At 40.1% G+C, this 18,494-nt stretch carries 12 protein-coding genes; 10 read left to right on the top strand and 2 right to left on the bottom strand.

Annotation, left to right across the window (positions count from 1 at the left end; translation table 11 throughout):
- The first annotated feature begins 56 nt into the window (after positions 1-56).
- From uvrB to KQI66_RS06880, 3 genes are read left to right on the top strand one after another with little or no spacing between them, the layout of a single operon-like run.
- Positions 57-2,039: an excinuclease ABC subunit UvrB gene (gene uvrB / locus KQI66_RS06870; protein WP_216428015.1), complete on the top strand. Its 1,983-nt coding sequence runs from the start codon at positions 57-59 to the stop codon at positions 2,037-2,039.
- Between the two features lie 2 nt (positions 2,040-2,041).
- Positions 2,042-4,867, top strand: a complete 2,826-nt coding sequence (gene uvrA, locus KQI66_RS06875) for an excinuclease ABC subunit UvrA (RefSeq protein ID WP_216428016.1) — start codon at positions 2,042-2,044, stop codon at positions 4,865-4,867.
- Between the two features lie 24 nt (positions 4,868-4,891).
- A complete protein-coding gene (locus tag KQI66_RS06880) occupies positions 4,892-5,596 on the top strand; it encodes a helix-turn-helix domain-containing protein (protein ID WP_216428018.1) in 705 nt (234 codons plus the stop codon).
- Between the two features lie 33 nt (positions 5,597-5,629).
- Here KQI66_RS06880 and KQI66_RS06885 read toward each other — a convergent pair whose 3' ends face one another.
- Entirely contained in the window at positions 5,630-6,370 is a 741-nt protein-coding gene (locus KQI66_RS06885) for an SH3 domain-containing protein (protein WP_216428021.1), read from the bottom strand.
- 117 nt (positions 6,371-6,487) lie between these two features.
- Between KQI66_RS06885 and KQI66_RS06890 the strand changes: the two genes are divergently transcribed.
- Genes KQI66_RS06890 through KQI66_RS06905 form a run of 4 tightly spaced genes read left to right on the top strand, consistent with a single transcriptional unit; the run spans position 6,488 to position 12,804 of the window.
- Entirely contained in the window at positions 6,488-7,309 is an 822-nt protein-coding gene (locus KQI66_RS06890; protein WP_216428022.1) for a hypothetical protein, read from the top strand.
- 26 nt (positions 7,310-7,335) lie between these two features.
- On the top strand, positions 7,336-9,318 hold the full coding sequence (locus KQI66_RS06895; RefSeq protein ID WP_216428023.1) for a fructose-1,6-bisphosphatase: 1,983 nt from the start codon (positions 7,336-7,338) through the stop codon (positions 9,316-9,318).
- Positions 9,319-9,331: 13 nt separating this feature from the next.
- Positions 9,332-11,719 (top strand): endonuclease MutS2, encoded by a 2,388-nt coding sequence (locus KQI66_RS06900; protein WP_216428024.1) that lies wholly within the window; start codon positions 9,332-9,334, stop codon positions 11,717-11,719.
- Between the two features lie 29 nt (positions 11,720-11,748).
- Positions 11,749-12,804 carry a rod shape-determining protein gene (locus KQI66_RS06905; protein ID WP_216428025.1) on the top strand — a complete coding sequence of 352 codons (1,056 nt, stop codon included), beginning with the start codon at positions 11,749-11,751 and terminating at the stop codon, positions 12,802-12,804.
- A gap of 288 nt (positions 12,805-13,092) precedes the next feature.
- Here the strand turns inward: KQI66_RS06905 and KQI66_RS06910 are convergent, their stop codons facing one another.
- On the bottom strand, positions 13,093-13,671 hold the full coding sequence (locus KQI66_RS06910; RefSeq protein WP_216428026.1) for a xanthine phosphoribosyltransferase: 579 nt from the start codon (positions 13,669-13,671) through the stop codon (positions 13,093-13,095).
- Positions 13,672-13,815: 144 nt separating this feature from the next.
- Between KQI66_RS06910 and KQI66_RS06915 the strand changes: the two genes are divergently transcribed.
- The 3 genes from KQI66_RS06915 to addA are packed head-to-tail and all read left to right on the top strand — an operon-like array spanning position 13,816 to position 18,395.
- Positions 13,816-14,115 carry a hypothetical protein gene (locus KQI66_RS06915; RefSeq protein WP_216428027.1) on the top strand — a complete coding sequence of 100 codons (300 nt, stop codon included), beginning with the start codon at positions 13,816-13,818 and terminating at the stop codon, positions 14,113-14,115.
- Positions 14,116-14,174: 59 nt separating this feature from the next.
- Positions 14,175-14,762, top strand: a complete 588-nt coding sequence (locus tag KQI66_RS06920) for a hypothetical protein (RefSeq protein WP_216428028.1) — start codon at positions 14,175-14,177, stop codon at positions 14,760-14,762.
- An 18-nt stretch (positions 14,763-14,780) separates the two neighbouring features.
- Entirely contained in the window at positions 14,781-18,395 is a 3,615-nt protein-coding gene (addA, locus tag KQI66_RS06925) for a helicase-exonuclease AddAB subunit AddA (RefSeq protein ID WP_216428030.1), read from the top strand.
- Positions 18,396-18,494: the final 99 nt, after the last annotated feature.

Here is an 18,494-nt window from a genome sequence, read left to right on the forward strand (position 1 = left end):
TCCTTTATGACTTTTGGAAATAAATAAGCTTTGAGAGTTATTTGGAGGTGAAAACCTTGGAATTTAAGATACATTCTAAATATAAACCGACCGGCGACCAGCCGGAGGCAATAAAACAGCTTGCGGAAGGCTTTAAAAACGGAAATAAGTTTGAAACGCTGCTTGGTGTAACCGGCAGTGGAAAGACCTTTACAATGGCAAATATTATACAGGAGCTGCAAAAGCCGACGCTTGTAATTGCCCATAACAAAACTCTTGCGGCACAGCTATATAACGAGTTTAAGGAATTCTTTCCCGAAAATGCCGTTGAGTATTTTGTCAGCTATTATGACTATTACCAGCCGGAGGCCTATGTTCCCAGTACTGATACTTATATCGAAAAGGATTCATCTATAAATAATGAAATTGATAAGCTTAGACATTCCGCAACATCGGCGTTGTTTGAACGTAATGATGTGCTTGTTGTTGCCAGTGTTTCGTGTATATATGGCTTGGGCGATCCCGAGGAATATAAGAGCATGTCGCTTTCCTTGCGTGTAGGTATGGAAAAAGACCGTGATGAGGTGCTTAAAAGACTTGTCGAATTGCAATATAACCGCAACGAAATTGATTTTGAACGAAGCACCTTCCGTGTAAGGGGCGATGTGGTCGAAATATTCCCTGCTGCAAATAGTGAAAGTGCCATAAGAGTTGAATTTTTCGGCGATGAAATAGATAAAATATCGGAAATAGATGTTGTAACCGGAAATGTGATAGGCACAAGAGAACACGTTGTTATTTTCCCGGCATCACATTATGTAACGTCTAAGGAAAAAATGAATATAGCCCTTGTCAATATCGAAAAAGAGCTTGAAGAACGCCTTGCCGAGCTTAAGCGAGAGGATAAGCTGCTTGAGGCACAGCGTCTTGAACAGAGAACAAGATATGACATAGAAATGCTTTCTGAAATGGGTTTTTGCAGTGGAATTGAAAACTATTCAAGGCACCTTGCTTTGAGAGAACCGGGAAGTGCTCCCGGCACACTGATTGATTTCTTTCCGAAGGATTTCCTTATTATAGCCGATGAGTCCCATGTTTCCGTTCCACAGATAAGAGGAATGTACGAAGGCGATAAATCAAGAAAAACAACTCTTGTGGAATATGGCTTCCGTCTGCCGTCGGCATTGGATAACAGACCGCTTAAGTTCAACGAGTTTGAATCAAAAATAAATCAGATGCTTTTCGTTTCGGCAACACCGTCTAAATATGAAAGTGAGCATTCACAGCTTACTGTTGAACAGGTGATAAGACCGACAGGTCTGCTTGATCCGGAAATAACGGTTAAACCTGTTGAAGGACAGATAGATGACCTTATAAGTGAGGTCAATAAAACCGTTAAGGACGGCTTTAAGGTTCTTGTTACAACGCTTACCAAAAGAATGGCGGAAAGACTTACCGATTATATGAAGGAAATGGGTATTCGTGTAAGGTATCTCCATTCGGATATAGATACTCTTGAGCGACTGGAAATAATCCGTGATTTACGAATGAATGTATTTGATGTGCTTGTCGGAATCAACCTTTTGCGAGAAGGCCTTGATATACCGGAGGTTGCACTTGTTGCCATTCTCGATGCGGATAAGGAAGGCTTTCTCCGTTCGGAAACGAGCCTTGTGCAGACAATAGGCCGTGCGGCAAGAAATTCCGAAGGCAGAGTAATAATGTATGCTGATGTAATAACCGAGTCTATGGACAGAGCTATAAAAGAAACCAACAGACGTCGTGAAATACAGATGAAATATAATTATGAGCATGGAATAACTCCGCAGACAATACAGAAAAAGGTTTTTGACATAATACAGGCAACAAAGGCTGTTGATGAAAAGCCTAAAAAAGGATTGGATATGGATTATGAATCCATGGATATAAAAGCCTTAAGAAAAGAGGCGGCTAAAATTGAAAAGGATATGAAAAAAGCCGCCGCCGATCTTCAGTTTGAAAAGGCCGCCGAGCTTAGGGATAAGCTCCTTGAAATAAGAAAGTATATGAATGGTGAATAAGAATGACTAAAAATGTAATAGAAATCAAAGGTGCACGTTCGCATAATCTTAAGAACGTAGACCTTGTTATACCGAGAGATAAATTTGTTGTGTTTACCGGTGTGTCCGGTTCGGGAAAAAGCTCGCTTGCCTTTGATACAATATATGCGGAAGGCCAGAGAAGATATGTCGAATCGCTGTCATCATATGCAAGACAGTTTTTGGGACAGATGGACAAGCCTGATGTGGACTATATCGGCGGACTTTCTCCGGCAATAAGCATAGATCAGAAAACAACCAGTAACAATCCTCGTTCTACGGTCGGAACAGTTACGGAAATATATGATTATTTCCGACTTCTGTTTGCAAGAGTAGGTGTGCCGCACTGCCCTAAATGCGGACGTGAAATAACCAAGCAGACAATAGACCAGATAGTAGACAGAATAATGCTTATACCTGCCGACAGCAGAATACAGATACTTGCACCTATCGTAAGAGGGAGAAAGGGCGAGCATGTCAAACTGCTTGAGGACGCAAAGAAAAACGGCTATGTGCGTGTGAGAATTGACGGCGAGGTATACGACCTTTCGGAAGAGATAAAGCTTGATAAAAATAAAAAGCATACAATAGAAATAGTTATCGACAGACTGAAAATAAAGGACGGAATACAGCAAAGACTTACCGATTCGGTGGAAACGGCGTCGGCACTTTCCGGCGGAATAATTGTTGTTGATGTTATCGGCGGAGAAAGCATTACGTTTAGTGAGAGCTTTTCATGTCCCGATTGCGGAATAAATATACCGGAAATTGAGCCGAGATCATTCTCCTTTAATAATCCCAACGGAGCATGTCCGGAATGTACAGGTCTTGGAATGATGATGAAATTTTCGCCGGAGCTTATTGTTCCTAATCCGTCATTGAGCATTGCAAAGGGTGCAATAACAGCACCGGGATTTAATTCCATCAATTCAAAAGGCAGTATGAGTGCGGAGCTTTTTGGCGCACTTGCGAAAAAATATGATTTCAGCCTTGATACCCCATTTGAAGAACTTCCGGATAAAATAAAAGACATAATTTTTTACGGTACTAAGGGTGAAAAGGTAAAAATTGAATATATGAGTGCCAAAGGCATGAGCTTTTATGAATATAATTTTGACGGTGTTATCGGAAATCTCCAAAGAAGATATAATGAAACATCTGAAACAATGCGTTATGAATATGAGCAGTATATGACACAGGTTCAATGCCCTTTATGCCACGGAAAACGACTTAAGCCGGAAATACTTGCCGTAACAATCGGCGGAAAAAGCATATCCGATGTTACTGAGCTGAGTATTACCGAAATAGATAAATTTTTTAAATCGCTTAAGTTTACCGAAAAGGAAAGCTTTATAGCCGATAGAATACTTAAGGAAATCAATTCAAGAATAGGCTTCCTTATTGATGTAGGTCTTAATTATCTTACGTTGAGCCGTTCGGCAGGAACGCTTTCCGGCGGTGAGGCACAGAGAATAAGGCTTGCAACACAGATAGGTTCTGGACTTATGGGTGTTGTTTATATACTTGATGAGCCGAGCATAGGTCTGCACCAGAGAGATAACGATAAGCTTATTGCAACACTTAAAAATCTCCGTGATCTCGGAAATTCGCTTATCGTTGTTGAGCATGACGAGGACACAATGTATGCGGCTGATTATATAGTCGATATTGGTCCCGGTGCAGGAAGCAACGGCGGTGAGGTTGTCTGTGCCGGAAGTGTGGATGATATTAAAAACTGTGAAAGAAGTGTAACAGGAGCATATCTCAGCGGCAGAAAGAAAATAGAAGTGCCTGAGGAAAGAAGAAAGTCCGATAAATATATAACTGTAATAGGTGCGGAGGAAAACAACCTTAAGGGCATTGATGTTAAAATACCTGTCGGAATATTTACCTGTGTAACCGGTGTATCCGGTTCGGGAAAAAGCTCTCTTGTAAATGAGATACTTTATAAACGACTTGCAAGAGATCTTAACTATGCAAAATGCTATGCCGGAAAGCATAAGGACTTGCTTGGAGAGGAAAATCTCGATAAGGTAATAAATATCGACCAGTCACCCATAGGAAGAACACCTCGTTCAAATCCGGCAACATACACAGGTCTTTTTGACATGATAAGGGATTTGTTTGCACAGACAAATGAGGCAAAAATGCGGGGATATTCCAAAGGCCGTTTCAGCTTTAATATAAAAGGCGGAAGATGCGAGGCCTGCAACGGTGACGGTATAGTCAAAATAGAAATGAATTTCCTTCCGGACGTATATGTTCCCTGTGAGGTATGCGGAGGAAAGAGATATAACAGAGAAACACTTGAGGTAAAATACAAAGGAAAAACAATATCCGATGTGCTTGATATGACGGTCGAAGAGGCTCTTGAATTCTTTGACAGTATACCGAAAATAAAGGCTAAGCTCCAGACGCTTAATGACGTCGGTCTTTCCTATGTACAGCTCGGACAGCCTTCCACAACGCTTTCCGGCGGTGAGGCACAGAGAGTTAAGCTTGCGACCGAATTGAGCAGAAAAAGCACAGGAAGAACGATGTATATACTCGATGAGCCTACAACAGGTCTTCATATGGCAGATGTACACAGACTCATTGATATACTTCAAAGACTTGCCGAAAACGGAAACACCGTTGTTGTAATCGAGCATAATCTCGATGTTATAAAGACAGCGGATTATATAATCGACCTCGGACCAGAAGGCGGCGACGGAGGTGGCACAATAGTTGCGGAAGGAACTCCGGAGGAAATCGTTAAGTGCGAAAAATCATATACCGGTAAATATCTTAAAAAATATCTTGAAAACTAAATCACTATGACGGGAGATGAAAATATGAGTTTCGGAAGCAGACTTAGAGATGCGAGAATATCAAGAGGAATGACACAGCAGAAATTTGCCGATAAGCTGGAAATAAGCATAAACAGTGTTGCAAATTATGAGCGCGGAATAAGCTTTCCAAAGTCAGACTGTCTTTATAAAATATTTTCATCTCTCGGCTATAATCCCGATTACTTTTTTCAGGACGAAATAGAGGATAAAGGCTCTTTCTGGTTTGAAGAAAGCGGTATTCTTGAAATTTACAGACATCTCAATGAGGATAACAGAAGATATATAAGAACCGTTTTAAAGCATGAAGAGGACAGAAATGTAGATATAAGCAATTACAGCGGAGTAAAAACCTGTATCAGGCTTGACGTTTCGGAAAGCTCAATGGGCAAGCTTGTGAGCTGTGATAAATGGGAAAGGTTCAATGCACCGAATATGCCGGACAATGCTGATTTTATGTTCAGAGTCTATGGCGACTGCTTAAGACCGGAAATCAATAACGGAGATTATATTTTTATTCGTTATGCACCGGATATACCCAATGGAAAATGGGGAATGTTCAATGTTTCCGGTTATTCTGTTATAGCAAGAAGGCTTGGTAACAGAATTATTGCCGTTGACGGAAAAGGCTTTGAGCTTTCGGACAGAAATAAAAAAGTAAGTCCTTATGGCAGAATTACGGCAATATATAAAATAAGGAAAAACAGATGATAAAGCTGCGGTTGGTTGCCGCAGCTTTTAAAATTATATTATTTCAATATAATTTGATAGAGCATATCCCAAAATATCGCCGTAATTGACCGTATACCAATCCTCATACTGTCCGACAACATTCACTTCCGCTCCTTTCGGTATCGAACCGATTATTTCCGAATCAAAGGAAGGATAAGAACGGATATTGAGCGGAGTGCTTTCGGTTATGACATAGCCGGTCCGGACTCCTTGGGCAGGTATAAACGGAATACCGAAAAACTGCGTGAGCGACTTGACTATATTTACTGCAATTTCATCAAGATTATTTTTTAGCCATGCCTCGTCCTCATAATTGTCGTGATAGGCAACCTCGATAAGAACGGAAGGAGCTTTTGTTCTTCGAACCTCGCCTATTGATGTTGTCGGAAGAGCGTTTACAAGCTCCGGATATGGATAAATGGTTCGGAAATTCGCCGCTATGGTTTCTGCGGCTTCTTTTCCTCTTATGCTTCTCGGATAATAGTATACATCTGTACCCATTAGTCTTCCGGCAAGATATTCCGGAGCGGCATTGGAATGAAGAGCAAGATGCAGGTCGTAATTTCCCATATTTGACTGTATTATTGAGCTTGCAGCAGTCATTTCGGGAGTATTTCTTACAAAGCGGATTCCGCTGGATATAAGATAAGGCTCCATTTTGTCGGCAAGCAGATTCATATATTCTTCTTCCGTTCCTCCGGTTACATATTTGTTATATTCCTGTGTAGACGGACTGAGATATATAATTGGCATGTTTTTCTCCGAATAAATAATGTTTTATATATGTATATTCGGTCATCAAATTTTTATGGACTTTAATTATATTAAATTATATAATTAAATTGGTATGTGTAAAAAGGAGAAGTAATTATGATTGCAGATGATATTAGAAACAGAAAGAATATGTCCATTGTCGAGGCGCTTGCATATGGATTCAGGCTGTTTAAGGAAAATTTTGTTCAGCTTATGTTTATAATGTTTGTAATATATTTTCCGTTAAGCCTTTTGTCAGGCTATATTTCGGTTGTGCTTACAAACATAGAAAACGGAATTGATATTAACGCAATACTTTCAAGTACGGATACTTTGTTCAGCTTTATTAATTCGACACAGTATAAGAATTTTGCGGTTTATAATATGCTTAATGTTATGATAGACCTGTTTTTAGCTCCCTTCGGAGCAATGGCGGTTATTTCGCTTGTGAACGATTATTGTGAAGGCAGAAATACAGGCTATAAAGAGGCGCTTTCAACAGCGTTTTCGAGAGGCCCGAGATTTATTCTGATGAGAATTGTTTATACCGCTGCTGTCGGAGTGCTGTATATTCTTGGAATTATTCCCGGCGTTATATTGTCGGTTTTCTGGGCGTTCAATCTTGAGGCACTTGTACTTGATGACATAAAGGGAATTAAACCGCTCGGATTCAGCCGTTCGATAGTTACGGGAAGATGGTTCAGAACATTCGGTTTTCTTATAGTGTGCAGACTTATGAATTACGGTTTAAGCTATATTGTAAGCTTTTTCTTTATGTGGGGTTCCGGAACTTATATTGCGGAAGTGCTTTTCAAAGTGGTGCTTGCTGTATTAAATATGATATTTATTGCCGCAGAAACGGTGATTTATATAAACTTTAAGGCTAATCCGGCCGAAAGAAATAAAGATAAATACAAAAGAATATCAGCAGACAAATAACAATCATTACAGGGGGAGATTTTGGAATGCTAAATATTGAGGCAGAAATTACAGCAGATGACTTCAAGTATCTTAAACTTCTTGCTAAGCAGTATCCTAATATAACCAGTGCGAGTACTGAAATAATAAATCTTCAGGCGATACTTAACCTGCCTAAGGGAACAGAGCATTTCATTTCTGATATACATGGCGAGTATGAGTCATTCAGCCATGTGCTTAGAAACGCATCGGGTGTTATAAAAAATCATATAACATATATATTTGGGACAAGTCTGCGTGACAGCGAAAAGAAAACACTTGCAACACTTATTTACTATCCGGAGCAGAAGCTTGAGGAAATTAAAAAGACCGAAAGCGATATGAACGACTGGTATAAAATCACTCTTCATCGCCTTGTAACCATATGCAAGGTTATGTCGGCAAAATATACCCGTTCCAAGGTAAGGAAGGCACTTCCGCAGGATTTTGCCTATATAATCGAGGAGCTTCTCCATGAGGACAGCACAGGCGATGATAAGGAGCTTTATTACAACCAGATAATCGAGTCTATCGTAAGACTTGATCAGGCAGATCGTTTTATAACCGCAATATCTCATCTTATACAAAGACTTGCCATCGACAGACTTCATGTTATAGGTGATATATATGACAGAGGTCCTAATGCGGCAAAGATAATGGATATACTTGAAAATTACCATTCGATAGATGTTCAATGGGGAAACCATGACATAAGCTGGATGGGTGCGGCTGCCGGTTGTCAGGCACTTATTTGCAACGTAATAAGAATACAGGCTCGATACTGCAATCTTGATACGGTAGAGGAGGCATACGGAATAAATCTTATACCGCTTGCCACATTTGCCATGGAAAAATATGCGGATGATCCATGTACGTATTTCCTTCCGAAAAATTCTGATGCTGATATGCTTACGGACAAAGAGGTTCAGCTTACTGCCAAGATGCACAAGGCTATCTCCATAATGCAGTTTAAGATGGAGGCGCAGATAATAAAACGTCATCCGGAATTTGGTATGGAAGGCAGACTTCTTTTGGATAAAATAGATTTCGAAAAGGGAACAATCAATATAAAGGGCGTTGATTATCCTATGCTTGATATGAACTTTCCTACAATAGATCCAAAAGATCCGTTCAGCCTTTCGGAGGAAGAACAGGATGTTATGGACAAAATAAAGTCATCGTTTGTAAACAGCGGTGATCTTCAAAGACATGTGCGTTTCCTTCTCAGCAACGGAAGTATTTATAATATATTTAATTCAAACCTTCTTTATCACGGCTGTATACCGCTCAATGCAGATGGTAGTCTTAAAGAGGTTAATTTCAGAGGAAAAAGACTTAAGGGCAAGGATTATCTTGATGCAGTCGAAAGAGTTATGCGTGAAGGCTATTACACAATTCCACACAGTGAAACAAAGAGAGAATGTCTTGACCTTATGTGGTATCTCTGGTGTGGAGAAAATTCACCGCTTTTCGGCAAGGACGCAATGACAACATTTGAAAGATATTTTATTGAGGATAAAGCAACTCATGTTGAAAACAAGAGTCCTTATTATGAAAGAAGAGATGAGGAAAGCGTATGCAGAGCCATACTCGAAAACTTTGGTCTTAATCCCGATAAATCACATATAATTAACGGACACGTTCCGGTAAAGGTAAAAAAAGGCGAAAGCCCCATTAAGGCAAACGGAAAGCTGTTTGTCATTGACGGCGGCTTTGCAAAGGCATATCAGAAGGAAACGGGTATAGCCGGATATACGCTTATTTATAATTCACACGGACTTGTGCTTGTTTCGCATGAACCGTTTGAATCGAGAGAAAAGGCTATTGCGGAAGAAAAGGATATACATTCTTCAACCGTTGCCTTACAGTATTCACAGGCAAGAATAATGGTCAGCAATACCGATATAGGTGCTGAGCTTAAAAAGAATATATCTGAGCTTGATAAGCTTGTGTCTGCTTACAGAAGCGGCCTTATCAAGGAGATAAAATAATTCGGAGTAAAAAATGAACGAAAAGGCTTTAAAAACATTAGAATATATAAAAATAAGGGACAGGCTTTCCGCACTGGCACTTTCGCCTATGGGCAAGGAAAAATGCGATGAGCTTGTGCCTATGCACGATATAGATGCAATAACAAGAGAACAGAAGGAAACCACCGAGGCGGTAAATATGTCTTTGAAGAAGGGCAGACTTCCGCTCGGAGGAATAAAGGACATAAGAACACAGCTCGGAAGAGCAGAGGCAGGTGGAGTTCTTGGAATAGAGGAGCTTATGGCTGTCGGTGATTTTCTTTATGTCTGCCGTAAGGTGAAAAATTATGCAAAGCAGGAAAACAAAGCAGATGTATTTCCTGTGCTTGAGGACTATTTTGAAATAGTAAAAACAATAACAAATCTTGAAAAAGAGATAAGCCGCTGTATCGTAAACGAACAGGAGATTTCTGACGATGCAAGCAGCGGACTTCGTACGGTAAGACGAGAGATAAGAAATGCTAACGGAAGTATAAGAGATAAGCTTAACACAATCATATATTCTGCGGCATATAAAAATATGCTCCAGGACGCAGTTATAACAATAAGAAACGACAGATACTGCGTTCCGGTAAGAAGTGAATATCAGTCAAGCTTTCCCGGAATGGTGCATGACCGTTCCAATACAGGTTCAACCGTATTCATGGAGCCGACTGCTGTTATACAGCTCAACAACAAAATAAAAGAGCTTCAGGCAAAGGAAAAGGAAGAAATAGAAAAGATTCTTGCAATGCTTTCCGCAATGGTTGCCGAAAATGTTGATGTTATTGAGGCAAATATAAATGTTATAGCTCATTTGGATTTTATCTTTGCGAAATCGGAGCTTTCGTTAAAAATGAACGGCGCAGAGCCTATATTCAATACAAATGGAATAATCGACATAAGAAAGGGCAGACATCCTCTTTTGGACGAAAAGAAGGTAGTTCCCATTGATATTAACCTCGGTAAAGATTTCAATACACTTCTTATCACCGGACCGAATACCGGCGGTAAAACCGTTGCACTTAAAACATTGGGACTTTTTACGCTTATGGGACAGGCAGGTCTGCATATTCCGGCATTCGACAGCTCACAACTTGCCGTATTTGATGATGTATTTGCGGATATAGGCGATGAGCAGTCTATCGAACAGAGCCTGAGTACCTTCTCGGCTCATATGACCAATACGGTCAGTATAATAAACAGCGTTACACCTAACTGCCTTGTGCTTTTCGATGAGCTTGGAGCAGGAACCGATCCTACCGAAGGTGCGGCACTTGCAATGGCTATAATACAGCTTCTTCACAAAATGAATGTAAGAACGGCAGTAACAACACATTACAGCGAGCTTAAGGTATATGCACTTTCAACGGAAGGCGTCGAAAATGCCTGCTGTGAATTTGATGTTGAAACATTGAGACCGACATACAGACTTCTTATCGGTATTCCCGGAAAGAGCAATGCTTTTGCCATATCCAAAAAGCTCGGACTTCCGGATTATGTTATTGACAGTGCAAAGGAATTCATAAGCAGTGAAAATGTTAAATTCGAAGATGTAATAACCGACCTTGAAATAAGCAAAAAGACAGTTGTATATGAACAGGAAAGAGCCGAACAGTTCCGAAAAGAAGCGGAAAGACTTAAAAACGAGGTTGAAAAACAGCGTGCCAAAATAAATGACCAGCGTGAAAAAATACTTGCCGATGCAAGAAACGAGGCCCGTATGGTTTATCAGCAGGCTAAGGAAGAGTCTGACCGTATCATAAAAGAAATGAATAAGGCAATGAGAGAAAAGTCCGCAAACCAGAATAAGATGAACGAAAAGCGTTCAGAGCTTAAGAGTAAGGTTGCAAAAATGGACGAGGCAATATCAAAGGCACAGAAAAAGAAGGTTGCCGCAGTTAAGCCTATACAAAATCTTAAAGCCGGAGATAACGTATATGTTGTTTCCTTCGATAAAACGGGAGTTGCTCTTTCCGCTCCGGATTCAAACGGCGATGTTATGGTTCAGACAGGCAACATGAAGCTTAAGGTTCCGCTTAACGAGCTGACATATTATGAGCCTAAAAAAGAGCCTAAGTCGAATGCTTCAAGAAACATTTCCACAAAAGTGCGTGCCGGAAAGAGCCAGTATATTGCGTCAGAAATAGACTGCCGTGGCCAGAATGTTGAGGAAGGACTCGGAAACATAGACAAGTATCTTGATGACGCATTCCTTGCCGGACTTAAGACGGTTACAATAATCCACGGTAAAGGAACAGGCGTGCTTCGTGCCGCTGTACAGAAATATCTTAGGACAAATCCTCATGTAAGAACCTTCCGTCCCGGAGTATACGGAGAAGGCGAAATGGGCGTTACTATTGTGGAGCTTAAAAATTCGTAATAAAACAAAACATAATAAGGAGAATAATTATGTTTAAAATGTTTGGAATGGGTGAAACCATCGGCATTGACCTCGGAACGGCGAATGTGCTTGTGTATGTCAAGGGACAGGGAATTGTGCTCAATGAGCCGTCTGTGGTTGCCGTTGACAGAGATACAAACACAATACTTGCTGTAGGAGAAGAGGCAAGACGTATGCTCGGAAGAACGCCGGGAAACATTGCGGCAATAAGACCGCTTAAACAGGGCGTTATTTCCGATTATGAGCTTACGGAAAAGATGATTAAATATTTTATAGATAAAGCGTTTATAAGAAAAACGCTTGTTAAGCCGACCGTTACGGTATGTATACCGAGCGGCGTTACAGAGGTGGAAAAGCGTGCCGTTGAGGACGCTGTCCATCAGGCAGGAGCAAGACATGTTGTGCTTATAGAAGAGCCTGTTGCGGCGGCTATCGGTGCAGGAATAGACATATCAAAGGCATGCGGAAGCATGATAGTCGATATTGGCGGAGGAACAACGGATATAGCTGTGCTTTCTCTCGGCGGTACGGTTGTCAGCCAGTCGATAAAAATTGCAGGTGACGACTTTGACGAGGCTATTATACGCTTTATCAGAAAAAAGCATAATGTGCTTATAGGCGAAAGAACAGCCGAACAGCTTAAAATAAACATAGGTACGGCATACGAAAGAACCATGCCCGTATCAATGGACGTAAGAGGAAGAAACCTTATAACAGGTCTGCCTAAAAACATAACGGTAACGTCCGATGAAATGCTTCTGGCGTTGTCGGAATCCGCAAACGGCATTGCCGAGGCTGTACATAGCGTTCTTGAACAGACACCGCCTGAGCTTGCGGCAGATATAATAGACCGAGGAATAGTTATGACAGGCGGCGGAAGCCTTTTATACGGTCTTGATAAGCTTATACAGGAAAGAACAAAAACAACGGTTATGATTGCGGACGAGGCGATGAGCTGTGTTGCGATAGGAACAGGAAAGTATATTGATTACTGGACTGAAATGCAGACGGATTCTGCTCCGAAGCGTTCTGTATTGCAGACGATATTCAGAAAAGAAGAATAAAAATAAGTCGAAATCAGGATTTCGACTTGCTTAAACAGAGGCATGAATAGCTCATTCCATCGGCTAAAAGCCTTGAAACTCGCTATTCTCCTCGACGGAAGTGAATTCCGTCTGCGGATTCCACTTGGGAAACGCTTCGTTTCCCAACCCCTTCCGCTGTACAAAAATTAATTTGGTTACGATTTACGACAGGTTTTTTGAAACCTGTTTTTTTCATTTATATACAAAAAAGCTATTGCTATATAGATGATTGATCTTCTATTTTGCAATAGCTCATTAATTATTATATTAATCTCTGAAAGTGATAACACCGTTATCGATATTATCGATTATTGCAAGAGATTCAACTCTGATATTGTTGATTTCTCTGAGAAGCTTTCCGCCGGGCTGGAAGCCTTTTTCGATTACGATACCGATGCCCTGTACGGTTGCACCTGCCTGCTCGCAAAGGTTGTTGAGCGCAAGAGCGGCTTTGCCGTTTGCAAGGAAATCATCAATGATAAGTATTTTATCATTCGGTGATATATATTTTTTAGAAATCATGATAGGATAAACCTTCTGCTTTGTAAAAGAATAAACCTCTCCGTGGTATTTGTCGGGATCAAGATTTCTTGATTCACTCTTCTTTGCAAATACAACAGGTACGTTATTGAAATACTGTGCGGCTATTACGGCTATTGCAATACCGGAAGACTCGATAGTGATGATTTTTGTTATTTCAACATCGCTGAATATTCTTGCGAATTCCTTTCCTATTTCGTTTAAGAATGCAACGTCAATCTGGTGATTGATAAAACTGTCTACTTTAACAATTTCTGAGCCGTATGCTGCTCCGTCAGTTAAAATTTTCTTTTTTAATGCCTCCATGCTTATCCCCCTTGATAAATTCTTAAAAATCCTATTTGTAATATATTAGACCATAAACCGACATATTGCAACAGCTTTAACATATAATATTTATTGATTTTTTTTGCTTAAGTTGTTATTATTGTCAAAAAGGAGGCGTACAGCATGAGCGAAAATGATAATGAAACTAAGGTAAAAGTGCTTATTGCCTGTGAAAACAAAGGAAAGAAAAACGCAGATATTTTTTCTGAAATATATAATAAAATATTTGAGGTTGAATACAGCGACAGCTTTGAAAGCTTTGAAAAGGCTATGGAATATGCCGAAAACAGCGGTATGTCGCATATGCTTTATTTTTTGGACGACATAAATCTTAAGCTGGTTTCTCTTCTTGACGATATGGGCGGATATACGCTGGACGTTACGGTTGACGATTTGAAAAAGGTACTGTCGCAAAATGCGTAAGATATGCTTTGAAAGATTATAGCTTGTTATTATAAAATTTTCACATGGAGGTTATGTCTATGTTTGAATTTTTATATAATAAGCCAATCGGAAAATATGAAATAATAAGAACATCGGTTGAAGATGAAAGCGGAAAATATCTTGAGAGAATATATAAGCTTGACAACAGCTTTTTTCTTGCGTTTTATGAGGAATGTATTAATTCGATAATTGCGGACGCATACGAATATTTTATCGAGCTGAAAACAAGCGGAAATGTTTTCAGGGAAAATATATACTCGCTGACGAAGGAAAAGGGCAGAAGATTTATAAAGCTTATGGCTATACATCATACCGTCAAGATACTTAAAAGCGGAAAATGCAGTGTGAAATACGAAAGCATGAAAAAGGCAATAACCTATGCTTTCGGTCTCAGCCAGCCGGAGCAGAAAATGCTTGAACTGCTTTATGCCTGTGCAACAATGTATTCGGCTAATTTTAACGAGCTTTTTTCTGCGGCGGTAATGAAATATCTGTTCAATACCGAAAACGTAACTCGCATACAGAGTGCGTTTATAGGAAATTTCTGCTTTAATTCATATTCGGCTATGTTCAGTTCCTTTACAAGATATTTGTCCCTTGAACAGAGAATGAAAGGGGCTGTGTGATTAAACTGAGGTAGTTTTATGTCAAACAAATGGACTAAAGAACAGCTTGCGGCTATAAACGAAAAGAACGGAAATATTCTTGTTTCTGCTGCGGCCGGTTCGGGAAAAACAGCTGTTCTGGTTGAAAGGATAATCAAGCTCATAACGGACGAAAAAGAGCCTGTCGATATAGACAGGCTTCTTGTCGTTACGTTTACAAAGGCTGCGGCGGCAGAAATGAAGGAACGAATAGGAAATGCAATAAACAAACAGCTTGAGCTTAATCCGGAGTCAACGGCTTTAAGAAAACAGGCGGTTCTTCTCAATCGTGCAGATATAACGACAATACATTCCTTCTGTCTGCACGTTGCCATGGAAAATTATAATATACTCGGTATTGATCCGGCATTCCGGGTTGCGGATGAGGCAGAGATACTTCTTATAAGGGAAGAGGTTATAGACAGGCTGTTTGAGGAAAAATATGCTTCGGAAGAACCTGAGGATTTTTTCTGGATGGTAGAAAATTACAGCGACGGAACATCGGACAAAAAACTGCGTGAGCTTGTTTTGAGAATATATGATTTTATAAGAAGCTTTCCGAATGAAAAAGAATGGATAGAGAAGCAGAAGGCAGCTTATAATGACGAAAAAACTGCTGATATTTGGTTTTCCAGAGCAGAAGGCTATATAAGGGAATATATAAGAGAGGCAAAGGCAATAACACAGGATGCACTGGATTCTGCCGAAAAATACGGGCCTGACACATATATTCCTATGCTTGAGAGCGATATTGAACAATATGAGTATATAGAAAGCATTCCTTCCGGCGAATTTGAAAAGCTTTTCAATGCCGTAAAAAATATAGAATATATGGCATTGTCACGCAAAAAAACAGATTCGGACAATAAAGAGAGAGTTAAGCTTTTGAGGGAAAAGGCAAAAAAGCTTATCGGAAAGGCTGTCGAAAAATTTATATTTCTGTCCATTGACGAAATGAAGGACGGAATAAAAAAATCCGGCTACGGAATATGTGCTCTTCTTGATCTTGTAAACGAATTTTCCGATATGTTCGATGCGGAGAAAAAGGAAAGACGTATAGCGGATTACGGAGATCTGGAGCATTATTGCCTTAAGGTGCTTACGGCAGAAGGCTCGACTGCCGAAAATCCCATAAAATCCGAGGCGGCTAAGGAGCTGTCAGAAAAATATGTATATGTTATGACGGACGAGTATCAGGACAGCAATGCCGTTCAGGAGCTTATACTTACGCTTGTGTCAAACGGAAAAAACAGATTTATGGTAGGTGATGTTAAGCAGAGTATATACAGCTTCAGACTTGCTGATCCGGATATATTTGTTGATAAATATAATACCTACGAAATAAGAAACGGTGCGGAAAACGAAAGAATAGATATGTTTATGAATTTCCGAAGCCGTAAAGAGGTTCTCGACGGAATTAATTTCATTTTCATGCAGCTTATGCAGAAGGAGTTTGGCGGAATAGCCTATGACAAAAATGCCATGCTCTATAACGGCATGGAATTTCCCGAATATATCGGCGAGGCAAAGGCAGGCGGTGCAGTTGAGCTGGACTGCATTGTGACCAACGGTGAAACTGTGGATGAAGAAAACGATAATGATGATGACCTTTCCGGCTTTGAAAAAGAGGCGGAATTTATTGCCGAAAGAATAGAAGGACTTATGTACGGAAATGACTGTATGGAGGTTTACGACAATAAGCTTGAAGAATACAGACCGCTTAAATACAGCGATATTGCCGTTGTTATGCGAAGCATGACGCATGGAGCGGAAATGGTCGAAATATTCAGACAGCATTCTATACCGGCATCGGCAGACACAAGTACGGAATTTCTCGAAACAACGGAGGTTATGACAGCCTTAAATTTCTTAAAGCTTATTGACAATCCGAGACAGGATATACCGCTTGCGGCTGTGCTTAGGTCGCCTGTGTACGGCTTTACGGCGGACGAGCTGTTGACAATAAAGCTTAATTCCGGTGAAGAGGAATATTATGACTGCGTAAGGCGGTATATTGAAAGCGGTTCGGACGAAAATTTAAGAAACAGACTTGCTAAGTTTTATTCCAACTTAAATAAATGGCGTGATATATCGCTGTATAATACGATAAATGAGCTTATATGGAAGGTTTTTACCGATACGGGATTGTATGATTATGCCGGAGTTATGCCGGACGGAAAGGCAAGACAGGCTAATCTTCTTAAGCTTGTAAGAAAAGCCTCCGATTATGACAATCTGAGCTTTAAGGGACTTTTTGACTTTATCAGATATATTGAAAAAATAGATAAAAACAAAATAACCATAGACGGAAAAACAGGCAGTGACAGCGGAAATTCTGTGCAGATTATGACAATACATAAGAGCAAAGGCTTGGAGTTCCCTGTTGTTATACTTGCCGGAACAGCCGCAAAATTCAATAAACGTGATTTAAGCAATGATATAATAATACACAAAAAATTCGGTATCGGCAGTGAATTTACCGATACGGATACAAGAGTAAAATACAATACCCTTCCGAGAGCTGTAATAAGCCAGGCATGTGACGACGACAGAGCGGCAGAGGAAATGCGAGTGCTTTATGTTGCAATGACAAGAGCAAAGGAAAAGCTTATAATAACGGGCAATGTAAAATTCGGCCCGACAAAGGCAAAGCTTTGGAATACGGCAAACGGCATTGAAAAGATAGAAATACATCCGAAGGATATTGTAAGTGCCGGAAGCTATCTGGACTGGATAATGATGTCGCTTATAAGGCACAGAAGCGGTAAAGCTATATGCGACTTTATCGGCAAATATCAGGAGTCTTCCGGAAACGGACTTATGTACCACGAAGCTGTTTTTGACATTAACTTTATTGATGCCGTACAGAGCACGCAGCAGATATACGAAAGCGAGCAGATATATAAATCCGCAGAAACCGATGAAGATAAAGCGTTTATCGAGGAACAGGTAAATTCAAGATTAAGCTGGAAATATCCATATGAGGCAGAAACGGCCATTCCCGGCTCTGTAACCGTTACGGATATTAAAAAAATAAACGGCGAAAAATATCCTTACGTTGTTAAGACTCCGGAATTCTATTCGGAAAACAAAGGTTTGTCTGCGGCAGAAAAGGGTACTGCCGTCCATAAGGTAATCGAACATTTGAGCTTTGACAGAACTTATGACTATGCCGGAATAAAACAGCTCGTAGACCTCTGCTGTAAAAAAGGCATACTAAGCGAAAAAGAAAGGATGTCGGTAAGCATCAAAAAAATAGAAATGTTTACGTCCTCTGAGCTGTTTAAAAGAATTTCGGCGGCAGAATGCGTTTTCAGAGAGGAAACTTTTACCGTTGCAATACAGCCGTCGGAAATATATGGCGAGGAAAAATGCGGATATATGGACGAAAGCATAATACTTCATGGACGAATAGACTGTTATTTTGTAGAAAACGGACTGATAGTTCTTCTGGATTATAAAACGGATTATGTAGATGAATTGTCCGAGCTTTCTGAAAGATACGGAGTGCAGATGCAGCTCTATAAAAAAGCAGCTGAAAAGGTTACGGGAATGAAGGTTAAGGAATGTCTTATATATTCTGTTCAGAAAGGAAGAACAATAAAAGTTTTGTAAGCTGGTTTTGTACTTTTTAGGTTATGTTTTACAACCTTAAGAATATTGAAAGAAAAAAGGAATGGTTTCTTAAAATACCTTTAGTATGATATAATTAAC

Origin of the sequence: Anaerotignum sp. MSJ-24 (assembly GCF_018918145.1) — a bacterium.
GTDB lineage: Bacteria > Bacillota > Clostridia > Lachnospirales > Anaerotignaceae > Metalachnospira.

What these genes read in the sequence shown, in the direction of transcription:
- uvrA (WP_216428016.1), top strand. Translation starts at nt 2,042, where the DNA reads ATGACTAAAAATGTAATAGAAATCAAAGGTGCACGTTCGCATAATCTT.
- KQI66_RS06880 (WP_216428018.1), top strand. Translation starts at nt 4,892, where the DNA reads ATGAGTTTCGGAAGCAGACTTAGAGATGCGAGAATATCAAGAGGAATG.
- KQI66_RS06885 (WP_216428021.1), bottom strand. Translation starts at nt 6,370, where the DNA reads ATGCCAATTATATATCTCAGTCCGTCTACACAGGAATATAACAAATAT.
- KQI66_RS06890 (WP_216428022.1), top strand. Translation starts at nt 6,488, where the DNA reads ATGATTGCAGATGATATTAGAAACAGAAAGAATATGTCCATTGTCGAG.
- KQI66_RS06895 (WP_216428023.1), top strand. Translation starts at nt 7,336, where the DNA reads ATGCTAAATATTGAGGCAGAAATTACAGCAGATGACTTCAAGTATCTT.
- KQI66_RS06900 (WP_216428024.1), top strand. Translation starts at nt 9,332, where the DNA reads ATGAACGAAAAGGCTTTAAAAACATTAGAATATATAAAAATAAGGGAC.
- KQI66_RS06905 (WP_216428025.1), top strand. Translation starts at nt 11,749, where the DNA reads ATGTTTAAAATGTTTGGAATGGGTGAAACCATCGGCATTGACCTCGGA.
- KQI66_RS06910 (WP_216428026.1), bottom strand. Translation starts at nt 13,671, where the DNA reads ATGGAGGCATTAAAAAAGAAAATTTTAACTGACGGAGCAGCATACGGC.
- KQI66_RS06915 (WP_216428027.1), top strand. Translation starts at nt 13,816, where the DNA reads ATGAGCGAAAATGATAATGAAACTAAGGTAAAAGTGCTTATTGCCTGT.
- KQI66_RS06920 (WP_216428028.1), top strand. Translation starts at nt 14,175, where the DNA reads ATGTTTGAATTTTTATATAATAAGCCAATCGGAAAATATGAAATAATA.
- addA (WP_216428030.1), top strand. Translation starts at nt 14,781, where the DNA reads ATGTCAAACAAATGGACTAAAGAACAGCTTGCGGCTATAAACGAAAAG.